This is a genomic window from Hoeflea marina (assembly GCF_003182275.1).
Classification (GTDB): domain Bacteria; phylum Pseudomonadota; class Alphaproteobacteria; order Rhizobiales; family Rhizobiaceae; genus Hoeflea; species Hoeflea marina.
Genome location: NZ_QGTR01000002.1, coordinates 693126 through 706674, shown reverse-complemented (window position 1 = coordinate 706674; position 13549 = coordinate 693126). Strand labels below are relative to the sequence as shown.

Here is a 13549-nt window from a genome sequence, read left to right as displayed (position 1 = left end):
AGTAGCGGGTGCCATGCGAATTTCACTGACTGCCGCACTGGTGTGCGCCGGGTTTCTGGCCGGATGCACATCCTCCTCCGGGATCGACGATCTCGGACTGAAGGTTCCGGTCGACAGGAACACCACCGGCTCGGTGGTGCGACCGCCATCGATGCCGCCGGTTGGCCTCGCCAGGGCCGGCGTGCCGAAACCCGCTGCAGCCCGCGCTCCCGAAAAGGTCGAGCTGGCGATGCTGCGGGCCGAAGATCCGACCCGCGGCAGGATGCCCGAGGTGATCAGCAAGGGCGAACGGACCATCTATCGCGCCAGCTTCGGCGACGCCAAGCCGATCGACTTCGGCCGCAAGTCACCCAAGCCCTTCGAAGTGCACGGGGTCGACGTCTCGCGCTGGCAGGGCCAGATCGACTGGGCGGAACTCAGGACCCGCGGCGCCAACTTCGCCTACATCAAGGCCACCGACGGCGGCGACCATCTCGATCCGGCGTTCATGCGCAACTGGAACGGGGCGGCGGCCGCCGGCATTCCGCGCGGCGCCTATCACTTCTTCTACTGGTGCCGGGTCGCCTCCGAACAGGCCGAATGGTTCATCCGCAACGTGCCGAAGGTCAAGGGCGCGCTGCCGCCGGTGGTCGACGTCGAGTGGAACGGCGATTCCAAGACCTGCCGCAAGCGCCCCTCGCAGAAGGTTGTGCTCGAGAAGATGAAGGTGTTCATGGACATGGTCGAGCGCCACTACGGCCAGAAGCCGGTCATCTACACGGCGCCTGATTTCTACGAGGACAATCTCAAGGGCCAGTTCAGGGACCATTCCTTCTGGCTGCGCTCGGTCGCGGCGCATCCTTCCGAGGTCTATCCCGGCCGCGAATTCGCCTTCTGGCAGTATTCTGGCACCGGGCTCGCGCATGGACACGAGACCCAGATCGACCTCAACGTGTTCAACGGAACCGCCGACAGCTGGCACCGATGGCTGGAAGGCCGGACCCACTGATTCATGACAAGGCCCGAAGCAGATCGCGTGAATCCGCACTCACGCGATCTGCTTTGCGGACCGGCCAGGGCCCATCCGAACCGCAACCAGCGGCCCCGAGCCGCCGGCCGGGCAGGAGAAGTCACCCCGGTCTCGGCGTGTCACATCCCCCGGATGGCCGTGCGGCGCGGCCATTGCGGTCCGACATGTCGTTGTCGCAAAAAAGCCCCACACATTCGCGCGCCATGCATTAGGGTCGCGCCAGCAGCCCCGGGAGCGAGAATCTTGCAGCCAGCCACGAAGCAGCCGCGATCGCGCATGTCGGTCGGCATCGTCCTGATGTGCGCGGGCGTGGCCAGCCTCTGCGTCAACGATGCCATCGCCAAGACGCTGACGGCCGGCTATTCGCCGATCCAGATCCTGTTCCTGCGCAACCTGATCGCCCTGCCCTTCGCGATCCTGATCGCCCACCGGATGGGCGGAACGGCGGCGCTGCGCTCGCATCGGCCGCTGGCGCATCTCGCGCGCGGCGGGCTCTGGATCGGCGCCACGATCCTGTTCTTCACCTCCATCACCTATATGGGCCTGGCGGAGGCGACCGCGCTGATCTTCGTGGCGCCGCTGTTCATCACCGCGCTCTCCGCGCTGCTCTTCCGCGAACAGGTCGGCTGGAGGCGCTGGCTCGCCATCGCCGTCGGGTTCATCGGCGTGCTCATCGCGGTGCGGCCGGGCACGGCCGCCTTCCAGGCCATCTCGCTGCTGCCGGTCGCCACCGCCTTCGTCTACGCCCTGCTGATGCTCTCGGCCCGCTTCGTGGACAGCCGCGAGAGCGTCTGGACGCTGCTTCTCTACATGACCGGCACCGGCGCGGCGCTGAGCCTGTTCCTGGTCCCCTTCGTCTGGATCACCCCCGCACCCGAGGACCTGTGGCTGTTCGCCGCCATCGCCGTCTTCGGCACCGCCGGCATGACCATGATCACCCAGGCCTTCCGGCTGGCGCCCGCCGTGGTGGTGGCGCCGCTCGACTATTCGGCCATCATCTGGGCCACGATCCTCGGCTGGCTGTTCTGGAACGAGATCCCGGACGCGCTGACCTTCGCGGGGGCGGCGATCATCATCGCCAGCGGCGTCTTCATCATCGTGCGGGAGCACCGGGCGGAAGGGTAAGAAAAGAGCCTTTGCAAGATGTTGTTAGCGCAAAAAACAAGAGAAAGAGCCTCAGCAGTGATGCTACATTCCTCATAACACGAGCCGCAAGCATTCGAGCAACCAACCAAGCATGCGCAAAAAATCAAGGACCGACAGATCATATATTTATATGATAATGCTACATATTTTGTATATTTCAAAGTTCAATTTAACTTCTCGACCTAACGGTTTGTAAATTTGAATTCAATATGCTATACATTGGAATTCGGAAATCGGAGTTCAACCAATGGATAAAATTACCGCATTGCTTATCGCTTCATTGCTCGTGATCACGTTATCTCTTATTCTTCCGACAAGTATTTCTCAGGCTGCTGGACCATGTAATCCCGCAGTTCAAGTTTGCATTTGATTCCATTCGCATAGGCACGCTGCCATGAACGGGTTAATTTATGCCGGCTTTATCGCCGCAGGCGCGGTGATGCTATTGATCGAGGCATTCAGAAACTTTAATTCACAGACTGGTCACCATCCTTTTGAATTACACCCAATTCTTAAGGATGTTGAAGTACGAAATCTTTGCACTACAGGTGAGACAATAGCGGGCTTTGCATTTTATGCAGCACTTTATTTGATTGTTTATTCCGTAGTGCTGGGTTCTGCCGAAATCTATGAACTTGTCTTAGACGCTAGCAACGCCCGAACTGAGGTCGGGGCAACGGGCGGTTTCATTTTCCCTGGCAGCGACACCCCGGTTCTCTCGTCGACTGAGTATGGAAAACCAATCTTTGTCTCCGCAATGTTGATCTCGTTTCTCTCAATTGGCGCGGTGAAACCGATTGAAGCCACCATGCGGAGCCTAGCACACCGAATGGCCGGCATTCCACGAGGTGTCTACAAGGTAATAGAAAGCCTTCGTGCAATTCCCTACGAAAGGTATACGACTGGACACTCTACCCCATTTGCCCAGAAATTCATAAATAAATCCGATAAAATTGATCCAGCCAATATATATGAAGCACAGAAAAAATATATCAAACAGACACTTATAGCTATAGATTGCCTTTCGCCCGCCACAACCACTAAAAATCGAACTCTATACTTCCCGCTCTATCGGATGGCCACGCTCACCGAATTGTCTGACAAACTCGCGGCGGAACTCGGCACGCTACGTCTTGCAATTGACGAGATGGATAAAGAACTCGGTAGAGAGGAGGAGGGATCAACAAACCCAATTAGCTCTAAAGATGTTTCTGAGATATTTTCTGAGTTGGAGCGGATGTCTTCTCGAGCGTGTTCTAATACAATGGCTGTTTTCGCGGTGCTATTCGTAAGAAATAATAGATCTATATTCAGCACAAACGGCCCTTCACGACAACGCGATTTACATACGCCCAGAACTCCTATCGAGGCTACCAAACTCTTTATAGAACAACGATACAATGCAGAACAAAATTCTTTTGCAGTGAGCTTCATCATCTCCATTCTGTTAAGTTCGATCCTTATATTCTTTGTCTACGAACAATGGCATATTTGGACTGCGCCAGCGTGTCCTGAACCTACCACCGAGGAATGCCTAGATAAAATTAAATATGCGATTTCACAGCGGAGCCGCACAATTGAAGTCACAATATGGGATACGATAAGGTCCGGCTCTGTGATTTTTGTTAGCGTGTTTTTTGTTCTCGTAGGCCGTGAAGTCCGCATCGAGCAACAGTCATGGCAGACAAATTGGAAATTTTATCAGTTTCCGTTTTTACGACTGCTTGCAATTTCCTTCTTCTCCGGAATTTCTGCGGTCATTATCTCGGCCTCTGTTGGGGTAATCAATGTCTGGTGGGCTTCCGACTTTGAGGCAACACAAGCGCAAATCATCACTTTATTTCAGGATTCAAGCGGATTTTTCGCGATGCACTTCGGTATGGGCATTATTCTGGCTTTTGCAGCCCTCGTCAACATGGACAAACATGACCACTTAAGTGCAATTGGGACGATATTGATAAGCGCATTATTCTCAGCTTTGTATTTTGCTTATGTCTGGATTACAATTTTTCTTACATATTCCGGGCAATTCCAACCAACTCCAAATGACGCATTATTCCCGGAATCAATACGTGATACTATTGTGATGAGTTCAACTGCATTTTTCTTTCTAATAATGTTTGCTGTAATGCTAGAGGTCACCGAATTGGGCGGCACAATTAGAAGCTACAAAGCCAAGAGACCACCGCCTATTGAGGAGGCCGTACGGTGAATTTCTCCGTACTTACTTCACTTATTATGTCTTTCGCTTTGGTTGTATTGATGTCAATAGAAGCGAGCGGCGACGCTGGAAATCCTTCTCCAGCACTAGGCTGTGATGGAAAATTACTCTGTATAGGCGTGCGAAGCGATGCACGACCATTTTCCTACATTCCTGACGCCAGCCGGGTGAGTAAATCGGTAGCAACCGACGGACCTCGCGGACCGCTGACGAGGGCAGGATACACTGGCTACATGATACAAATATGCGACGCCGTCCTTGCAGAAATGGTGTTAGAGTCGAATTCCGACACCAAATTGACATTTGACGACATCGGTATCTTTGACATTGACAGAAATCGGAACGATCAAAGCGGGACCCGCTTCAATGATCTCGGCATTCACTTCGACATTTTATGTGACCCAGCGACGATTACCAACGATCGCCGTGTGGGGTTAACCGTTTCGCCGCCGCTTTTCCTCACTGGGATAAGCTATGTAACCTTGAAAGATTCTCCACTGCCGAAATCAGCTTGTCAAAATCCTAGCAAACCGCTCATCGGGTTAGTCGGAGGAACAACTGCGGAGAGCCGCGGCATTCGAGCATTGGTAGATGCGGGCGAATTGCCACGGTACGAAACGGAGTTAGTCAATTATCTACGTGGGATAGCAACGTGCCCAAGCGAATCGAAGCCTAGAGTGAAGTCATATGGGAATCATTCGGACGCTGCGAAGGCGTTTTGCGAAAGTAGCTTCGATTACTACATTGGCGATTTAGAGATAATTACTGAGAATATAAAGACGATACCTGGGTGTAGCTACACCAATGGTACACAGACATACACCAATGACAGATATGCAATTTTTGGAAAGGCCATTGCACAGCAACAAAAAGATGAATACTTGAAGAGAGAGTTGTCTATTGCGCAATTTTTTGAAATACTATCTCAGAAAACGATTTTTACACCATCTATCTTAGACAAGGCTTTTAGCGATACATTTCAGAATGTTAGACCTAGCAAGAAATTGGAGGTGTTTTTTTGGAGCATTCGGGGAGAACGCAATTAATGTATAGAATTCTGAGAGATCCGTGTTCCATCGACATATTCGCTCAGTATGCAAAATCGAGCGGCAAACTGATCAGTCGGACGCTGTCGGATTTTTTTTCCGTAGAACTATGAAAACACGCACTATTCCGCCGGTTCCTTTTCTTCCGGACCATGAGGGGAACTGGCGCGGCCTCATCCTCACCATCACGACGGCGACCGTCGCAGCCAGCACCAGCGCGCAGAGCGCCGCCTTCGACCAGGTTTCCATGGTCCCCTCGATGAGCAGGGCATGGGCGACGCTTCCCGCGACAATCACGGCGGCGAGCACCGTGTGGGCGCGGCGCCAGCTGCGCGGGCGAAGCCGCAGGCGATGCCTTAGTGCCGCCAGCAGCGCCGAGGCGAAGACCGCCCACATGGCGACCACGCCCCAGACCGAGAACGGGGTGGGCGAGGCAAACAGCAGCGCATCGACCACGTCGGGCGGACTGGTGACCCAGAGCGCCGCGACGTGGGCGACCACGAACACGACGAGGAGGGCCCCGGTCCAGCGATGGACGAGCCGGCCGCGCCGGGCGGAGAGACCCGGCAGCAGTTCCCCCGCCAAGAGCGGCTGGACCAGCAGCAGCGCCATGGCCGCAATGCCTGCAAAACCCCCCAGGATATAGACCGGATCGCGCCAGGCGAGCAGAGGGCTTGCCGCCGCGGCCGCCACCGGCACCGCAACGGCCGCCGCGAGGGCGGACCATGTCAGGATGGTCCGGACTTTTCCGGACGCCTCAAGCCGCATCGGGGTCAGGCCGGCTGCAGCACGAAATCGGCGCTGAGGCTGGTATCGCTGGCGCTCGCCATCACCGGGCGCAGGAAGACGGTCGCGAACTCGTCATCGTCATAGGCCAGATGGCCGTGCGGCTGGCCGAAGGCCGGCACGATCTGCGGCATCTCGAGGCGGAACACGCCGTCGGCGTCGGTGAGCGTGGCGCCGTGGCTTTGCGGGTCGCGTTCGTTGCCCTCGGTGGTGTGGGCCCATATCTGGATGCGCCGGCCGGGAAGCGGCGCGCCATCGCCGGCGCGCCGGACCGTGCCGGTCATCCAGAAGCCGCCGCTGCCGATCCGTTCGACGATCGGCGCCCCGGGACGGTAGTTGTTGGACCCACCCCGCATCGAGGGCGTGGCGGCAAGACCTTGGGCGCGGGCCGGAACAATGAGGCCGGTCATCCCGGTCGCCACGGCTGCGCCAGCGGCGGCGAGGAGAGTACGGCGGGTGGTCAGGAGATCGGTCATGCGGCTATTCCTGTCGAGCGATTGCGGATCGACCGAGACGACAGCACGGTCGCGTTCATCACCAGATATAATGCGATTGACGGCAATCCCAAGGCGCGGACGCGGTATCGGCCGCCAACCGCGGTCACAGCTTCGTGAGGCGGAGGGCGGCCGCGGCGGAGCAGCATCCTGGCACGGTCGCCATGCCGGGCGATTTCGGCAAGCCCCGTCCTGCCCCCACGGCATGCACGCATCGATATCGTAGGCCACCAGCGGAGATGAAAAGATCCGATTTCAGCGTCTTTACGCAGTTGCGCAGCAGACATTGGAGTGCGGTGTATCGCGGATGCCTCCGGACCCGCTCACCAACAAACTCTACAGCTTGGCGCTTCCGTCCAAGGCTTCGATTTTGTCCGCCTCTCGATCTGAAGATCACCAGAACCGAAATCCGTCAGCAAGCCATACCCGCATCAGCAAGTTGTTTTTTCTGGAAATTCAATTACTCTTGCTTATCAACTGAAATATAGCTTTGCGACACGCCGATTTAGTACACGTGAATACATGCCGGAGCGCGTTCCGACGGACAAGTCGGCTCCGCATTGTTGAGGCAGGGGAGTAAGAAAATGCCTTTCTACAGCCGTCTCCGCAAGAGCTTCCGCGCCGGGTCCGCCGAGGAAGCCACGCGCAAGCGCACCATCGCCGGGCTCCGCCGGCTGCGGGAGGCGCTGGCCGGGCATTTTCCGAAGGACACCGACCGGATCGCGACGCTGCGGATCGGCACATGGAACATCCGCGAATTCGGCAACACCAAATACGGAGGCCGCGACACCTATGAGCCGCTGTATTACATGGCGGAGATCCTCTCGAACTTCGATATCGCCGCAATCCAGGAAGTGCGCGACAACATGCGTGAATTCCTGGACCTGCGGCAGATTCTCGGACCGGACTGGGACTACATCGCCACCGATGTGACCGACGGCGGGGCCGGCAATGGCGAACGCATGGTGTTCCTGTTCAATCGCAACCGTGTGCGTTTCCGCCACATCGCCGGCGAACTGACCCTGCCCGACGGAAAGAAGGTGCTCGCCAGCTTCGGCGAGCGGATCAAGTTGCAGAACGGTCTGGCGCTGCAGTTGCCGGAGGCTGCCGACTTGTCCGGCATCTACGACGCACGGTCGCTAACGGCCGGCAGCGGCACCATCAGGCTTGACGAGGATCTGGAGATCCCGCTTCCCGAGGGCGCGGTTCTCAGCCTTCCGGTTGGCAGCGCGCTGGCCTTGACGAAGGGCACCGAAGTGACCCGTCCGCCGGGCAGCAAGGGCAAGGTCGGGGTGCAGGTGCCGCAGGGCTCGGTGTCGGGCGAGAATTTTCGGCTTCGCTTTCCCGGAGAGGCGATGGACCAGAGCTTCAAGCAATTTGCCCGCACCCCCTTCATCGTCAGCTTCCAGTCCGGCTGGATCAAGATCGATCTCGCCACCGTGCATATCTATTTCGGCGACAACGAGAACGAGAAACTCCTGGCGCAGCGCAAGCACGAGATCATCCGGCTGACCGAGGCGCTCGGAAACAGGGCGGCGAAGGAGATAAAGGCTGACCCCGACAACCCGGTGCTCACCGCCGTGCTCGGCGATTTCAACATCATCAGCGCCGAGCACGAAACCATGGAAGCGCTGCAGGCCAATGGTTTTGAGGTTCCGCCGCAAATTCGCGAGATTCCCGGATCGAACGTCGAAAAGACCAAGGCCTATGACCAGATTGCCTTCTGGGAGCCCAAACGCAAGCGCGGCCACGTGCAGGTCGATATTCGCGGCGCCGGTGTGTTCGACTATTTCGAGCATGTCTACCGGCTGGACGAACGCGACACCTACCAGCCGCAGCGCAGCGAAGGCTCCTACAGGACCTGGCGGACCTACAAGATGAGCGACCATCTGCCGATGTGGATCGAACTCACCAGCGACTTCTCCGACGCCTATATCGATGCGTGCGACAAGACCGAACCGTCCGGATAGCACCAATGCTGCGGGGCCAGCCCGATCATCCGGCCCGCCACCCGGTCCCTGATCAAGGTGGCATGTCGGTTCGGGTCACGCAGACGGATCTCTGTCGGCGCGGCAACGGGATGCGGATGGCGCCGCGGCGTTTGCAGCCGTCCGACTGGCGTCGAGGCCGTGACTGCAACGCCTTACGCGCGGGCGGGAAGGATGAGGCCCGCCACCAGGGTCGCCACAGTTGCGCTGGCGGCGGCGAGGTGAGTACGGCGGGTGGTCAGGGTATCGGTCATGCGGCCTGCCTGTCGAGCGATTGCGGATCGACCGAGACGACAGCACGGTCGCGTCACCGCCAAATAAAGCGCATTTGACGGCGATCCCAAGGCGCGGACCCGGGATCGGCCGCCAACCGCCGTCACAGCTTCGTGAGGGTGATGCGGAGGGGGCCACATCAATCCTCGGAGCTGATCACGCCGGCCTTCCGACGAAGCCATTGCCGCCAATCGCCGCTGTCTCCGGCACGGCCGGCATGACCATGATCCGGCCTTCGGCCTGCCGCCCGCCGTGGTCGTGGCGCCGATCGACTATTCCGCCATCATCCGGGCGACGATCGCGGGGTGGCTGTTCTGGAACGAGACCCCAGATGTGCTGATCGTAACCATCCGGTGAAGGCCGCTATTTCTGATTTGCCAATCTACCTTTCGAGCGTTGCTCGATCCACCAATCATTTTCCCAGTCCTCATACCCGAGCAATGAACCTTGCAGGCGCTCAAGGTCGTCGTCCCAGTCGCGTGTTCGGTTCAAGATGTTTTTTATATAGACATCAATACGCCATTCCTGTTCTGGAAGCGCGAAGAGCACGTCCCTCAGGCCATCAAGATTTGGCTCGCGTTGCTTGAGGTCGGGCATCGGTGTGTCGATGATGCGGCGAAGGATTTGACCGGTAGCCACAAAAGGTTCGAACGGCTCCAAGAGTTCATCGAACCAGTCGGACGGGTAGCCATCGCGGAACGCTGCCAAGGGCTTTCGTCCTTCCAACATAAGCGGAAGTTCAAAGTTGGTATGGATCAGATATGGAATGGCTTCGAGCGCAAAGGACGGTCGACTAATGCCGGTAAGAATGGCATCGGGCACGATGGGTGGGATGCACAGTGCGCCGATCTGTTGCATGTCGATTTCTGACAATCCAACATACAGGCCCTTCAGATTGGGATCAGTGGCGCTTTCAGGGGCTAATATCGCTCTTAACTGATCCAAATCACTGATACATACGCGGCATTCTGCACGCACGGTGTCGGTGACGGCATCGAAGCCTTTCAAAACGAATATGTTATCGCCGGTATCGGGTTTCATGGAAGGAGCAGTATTGACGGGGCCATTCCTGCTAAACTACGGCGCAAAACCGCAGAACACTAGCCTGTTCCAGTCAAGATGGTATCCATCCGGCTCCCATCTTCACGTAAGCATCGGGCGAAGGCCGCAGGTCAGGCCGCCCGAGCGTTCAGCGTCTTGGGTGCCCAGTTCCACGGGAGTAGTTGCTCCAGCCTGCTGACAGGTGTGTCGGCGATACGGGCAAGGACATCCGCCAGCCAGGCTTGCGGGTCGATGTCGTTGAGCTTGGCGCTCATGATCAGCGTAGCCATGAACGCGGCACGATCAGCACCGCGATCTGATCCGGCAAAGAGCCATGACTTCCTGCCGAGTGCAAAGCCTCTGAGCGCGCGCTCAGAGGCGTTGTTCGTGAGACAAATCCGGCCGTCATCAAGGAATGACGTAAAGCCATCCCATCGCTTGAGCATGTAATCTATCGCCTCGGCGACGGGAGCACTGCGCGACAGTTTTGCCCGCTCGGTTTGGAGCCAATCGTGCAGCTCTTCGACGAGCGGCTGGCTGTCCTTGCGGCGGTGCTCCAGGCGCTGGTCGGCGGCAAGTCCGTTAATCTCCCGTTCGATGTCGAACAGGGCATCGATCCGTTTGACGGCCTTCAATGCCATCGGCGAGATCGGCGCAGCTTTGCTGCCACGTTTGGCGTTCGCGGCGATGTCGGCCAGCACGAAGAACTTGCGGCGTGAATGTGCCCAGCAGAGTGCTTGGCGCAGAGGCGCGGGATCGCGATCTACCTTGAACAGCGGATTGTAGCCGCCATAGGCATCCGCCTGCAGAATGCCGGAGAAGGTCTTCAGGTGGCGTACGGGATGCTCCTGTCGCCGGTCTCGCGATGCGTAGAACAAAGCCGCAGGCGGTGACAGCCCGCCAAACGGCCGGTCATCCCGGACATAGGTCCAGATGCGGCCCGTATCGGTCTTTCCCTTCGCCAGGATCGGCACGGTCGTGTCGTCGCCATGCAGTCGCTCGGCGGCCAGGACATGGGCCTCGATCAACGAATGGATTGGCTTCAGGGCCGCGGCACACGCGCCGACCTGATCGGCAAGCGTCGACAGGCTGAGGTCGATCCCCTCTCGGGCATAGCGCTCGCTTTGGCGATTGAGCGGCTGATGCTGGGCGAACTTCTCGAACAGGATCATCGCCAGAAGGTTCGGGCCGGCAAAGCCGCGCGGCGTCACATGGAAGGGTGCTGGCGGCTGCATGATCTTCTCGCATTCGCGGCAGGAGAACTTCTCGCGCACGGTCTGAATGACCTTCCACTGACGCGGGATGACCTCCAGCGTCTCTGTGATATCCTCACCGAGCTTCGACAGCTTGGCCGAGCCGCAGCAGGAACAGTTTGTTGGGGCAGCAATGACGACACGTTCGCGTGGCAGATGCTCGGGAAACGGCTTGCGTGAAGGACGCTTGCGCTCGAAGGACCTGACGGTCGAGCCCTTGGCAACCATCTCCGCCGCGAGTTCGTCTTCGCCTGCATCAGATTCGAGTTCTTCGAGTTGCAGTTCCATCTGTTCGAGAAGCCGCGCCTTGCGCTCAGAGCGGCTGCCGTAAAGCTCCCGGCGGACCTTCTCGATCTCCAGCTTCAGCCGCGCGATCAGCGCTTCGGAGTGCGATACGAGCGCCTTTGCGCTTGCGGCTTCCGCCTTGGCAGTCGCCGCTTCTACCTCGGCAGCAACACGCCGGGCACGCTCCGCCGCCAGGGCCGCAAGTGCGCTGGCAAGATCGTCGGGAAGCTGTTCGGCCGTATCGTTCATGACTGATGGAATCATATTCGACCCCGTCATTCCAGCGTTTTTGCTCATCCGGCTGAGGTCGGTCTCCAAGTTTTTTGTGGCATCCGCCAGTCGATACCTTCCAGCAAATAACCAAGCTGCCCAGGGGTAATCACGACCGTCCCATCGGCCGCCAACGGCCATATGAAGCGTCCCCGTTCCAGCTTCTTCGTGAACAGGCATGCTCCCTGGCCATCATGCCAGATGACCTTGATCAGGCCACCGCCACGACCGCGGAAGACGAACAGATGCCCGCACATCGGATCACGCTTCAGCGTCTCTTGCACCATCAGCGACAGACCGGGAAAGCCTTTGCGCATGTCCGTATGGCCGGTTGCCAACCAGACCTTCACACCAGCAGGAACAGGGATCATCGTCGCCCCAGCACACAATCGAGAATGCGGCCAAGCGCCTCCGGGTCTATGTCGCTGTCCACGCGAACACGGCGATCGCGGCCCAGCTCAATCGTCACATCGCTACGCTTCCGGCGGGACTGCGATCGGGCTGGCGCTTCTAAGGCGGCGGGCTGGGCTGCCGGCGCGGCCTCCGACACGATCACGGGCACCAAGGTGTTCGCCGTCTCGGTCTTCGGTTCCTCGATTTGGCAAAGCTCCTTGCGCCACCGAAAGAGCTGGCTGACGTGGATACCGGCCGCACGGGCAATCTCGGAGAGAACCGCCCCTGGCTCAAGGCAGGCTGCAACGAGCCGCTCCTTATCCTCGCGAGACCAGCGCCGACGGCGCTCGACAGATGTGATGACTTCAATTGGATGCTTGGTCATAGGACTACTCCTAGTGTTTGCACTAGGACTTCCGATGTTCGCATCAACCCCGCAAGACGGCCCTCACCGGGGGCTTACTGCTGATCTTCGCGGGCGCGGCGATCATCATCGCCAGCGGCGTGTTCATCATCGTGCGGGAGCACCGGGCGGAGCGGTGAAGGGGGCTGTTGACATTGAGTGGTGGAGTACGTAGGCGGTAGATCTTCACCAACAAAGGCCTGGGCAGCCGAATAATAAACCAAGATCTTGCAAACGACCCTTGCGAAATCGGACACGCAGCCCACATGGAAGCTAATACTCCCTCGCAATTGAATTACACATACTCTTCGCCATCCCGTACCGCGAACTATCGTCATTTACTAGGTAAATAGCCATTTTGTAGAAGATAAAATATTAGAGCCACCAAAGAAGAAATCGTGGCTACGGACGATAATGACATCCAAATAATATGCAAATCGCTGGGTATTCTGGAACTCACCGTTTCTAATTTCTTGTCTTGCTCCGAAAGCCTCAGTTCAAGGATAGTCAACCTAACTTGTTTTGGGTCCTTTGGGTCGTGAACAGCGCCAACATAGTTCAGTCTCGCGATCATGTCACTTGGAGACGACGCCATATAAGCACTAGTTGTCCTAATATAATTGTAGTCCGCGTCCGGTATTGCATCCTTCAATTCCTCCCAAACATGATCCGGCACTCCCGCGGAATTTTCTTGAGCTTCAGGTCTGATGCGGCGGAAGCTCAGAATCAGAGCACAGCCAGAAACCAACAGCGCGATGACGGCGAGCCACAATCCCATCTACAGCAAACCCTTCTCCAGGAGAACATCTACCAAATCCTCTCGTGAAAAAGTGCAGCCAACCAAATCATGAAACTGCTGGGTGTCTATGTGAAGTGATTTTCGAAACTTATGAAGATTTGGTCCGTGAAGCCCCTTGTTTCCGTTCGAATAGTGCACAGGA

12 protein-coding genes are annotated in these 13549 nt (G+C 57.7%); 5 read left to right on the top strand and 7 right to left on the bottom strand.

Features of this window, described 5'->3' with window-relative positions:
• The first annotated feature begins 13 nt into the window (after positions 1-13).
• The 4 genes from DFR52_RS09715 to DFR52_RS09705 all read left to right on the top strand — a co-directional run bounded on the left by DFR52_RS09715 (position 14) and on the right by DFR52_RS09705 (position 5422).
• On the top strand, positions 14-988 hold the full coding sequence (locus DFR52_RS09715) for a glycoside hydrolase family 25 protein (protein ID WP_110031729.1): 975 nt from the start codon (positions 14-16) through the stop codon (positions 986-988).
• A gap of 264 nt (positions 989-1252) precedes the next feature.
• Positions 1253-2134 carry a DMT family transporter gene (locus DFR52_RS09710; protein ID WP_245415267.1) on the top strand — a complete coding sequence of 294 codons (882 nt, stop codon included), beginning with the start codon at positions 1253-1255 and terminating at the stop codon, positions 2132-2134.
• Between the two features lie 415 nt (positions 2135-2549).
• Complete coding sequence (locus DFR52_RS24235) at positions 2550-4367, top strand: hypothetical protein (protein ID WP_146215579.1); 1818 nt, start codon at positions 2550-2552, stop codon at positions 4365-4367.
• Complete coding sequence (locus DFR52_RS09705; protein ID WP_146215578.1) at positions 4364-5422, top strand: type 2 periplasmic-binding domain-containing protein; 1059 nt, start codon at positions 4364-4366, stop codon at positions 5420-5422. Before DFR52_RS24235 ends, DFR52_RS09705 begins: the two co-directional genes overlap by 4 nt.
• 72 nt (positions 5423-5494) lie before the next feature.
• Here DFR52_RS09705 and DFR52_RS09700 read toward each other — a convergent pair whose 3' ends face one another.
• Together DFR52_RS09700 and DFR52_RS09695 are read right to left on the bottom strand one after the other, a co-directional pair.
• A complete protein-coding gene (locus tag DFR52_RS09700) occupies positions 5495-6190 on the bottom strand; it encodes a ferric reductase-like transmembrane domain-containing protein (protein ID WP_110031726.1) in 696 nt (231 codons plus the stop codon).
• Between the two features lie 5 nt (positions 6191-6195).
• Positions 6196-6684 (bottom strand): peptidase associated/transthyretin-like domain-containing protein, encoded by a 489-nt coding sequence (locus DFR52_RS09695; protein ID WP_110031725.1) that lies wholly within the window; start codon positions 6682-6684, stop codon positions 6196-6198.
• Positions 6685-7286: 602 nt separating this feature from the next.
• Between DFR52_RS09695 and DFR52_RS09690 the strand changes: the two genes are divergently transcribed.
• Complete coding sequence (locus tag DFR52_RS09690) at positions 7287-8672, top strand: endonuclease/exonuclease/phosphatase family protein (RefSeq protein ID WP_110031724.1); 1386 nt, start codon at positions 7287-7289, stop codon at positions 8670-8672.
• Positions 8673-9326: 654 nt separating this feature from the next.
• Here the strand turns inward: DFR52_RS09690 and DFR52_RS24700 are convergent.
• The 5 genes from DFR52_RS24700 to DFR52_RS24230 all read right to left on the bottom strand — a co-directional run bounded on the left by DFR52_RS24700 (position 9327) and on the right by DFR52_RS24230 (position 13386).
• On the bottom strand, positions 9327-10004 hold the full coding sequence (locus tag DFR52_RS24700) for a hypothetical protein (protein WP_210205811.1): 678 nt from the start codon (positions 10002-10004) through the stop codon (positions 9327-9329).
• Between the two features lie 131 nt (positions 10005-10135).
• Positions 10136-11791: an IS66 family transposase gene (tnpC, locus tag DFR52_RS09680; RefSeq protein WP_110031723.1), complete on the bottom strand. Its 1656-nt coding sequence runs from the start codon at positions 11789-11791 to the stop codon at positions 10136-10138.
• A 44-nt stretch (positions 11792-11835) separates the two neighbouring features.
• A complete protein-coding gene (tnpB, locus tag DFR52_RS09675) occupies positions 11836-12183 on the bottom strand; it encodes an IS66 family insertion sequence element accessory protein TnpB (protein WP_110031722.1) in 348 nt (115 codons plus the stop codon).
• Positions 12180-12590, bottom strand: coding sequence for an IS66-like element accessory protein TnpA (gene tnpA / locus DFR52_RS24845; protein WP_245415266.1), 411 nt, complete (start codon positions 12588-12590; stop codon positions 12180-12182). Before tnpA ends, tnpB begins: the two co-directional genes overlap by 4 nt.
• Positions 12591-12942: 352 nt before the next feature.
• Positions 12943-13386: a hypothetical protein gene (locus DFR52_RS24230; RefSeq protein WP_146215577.1), complete on the bottom strand. Its 444-nt coding sequence runs from the start codon at positions 13384-13386 to the stop codon at positions 12943-12945.
• Positions 13387-13549: the final 163 nt, after the last annotated feature.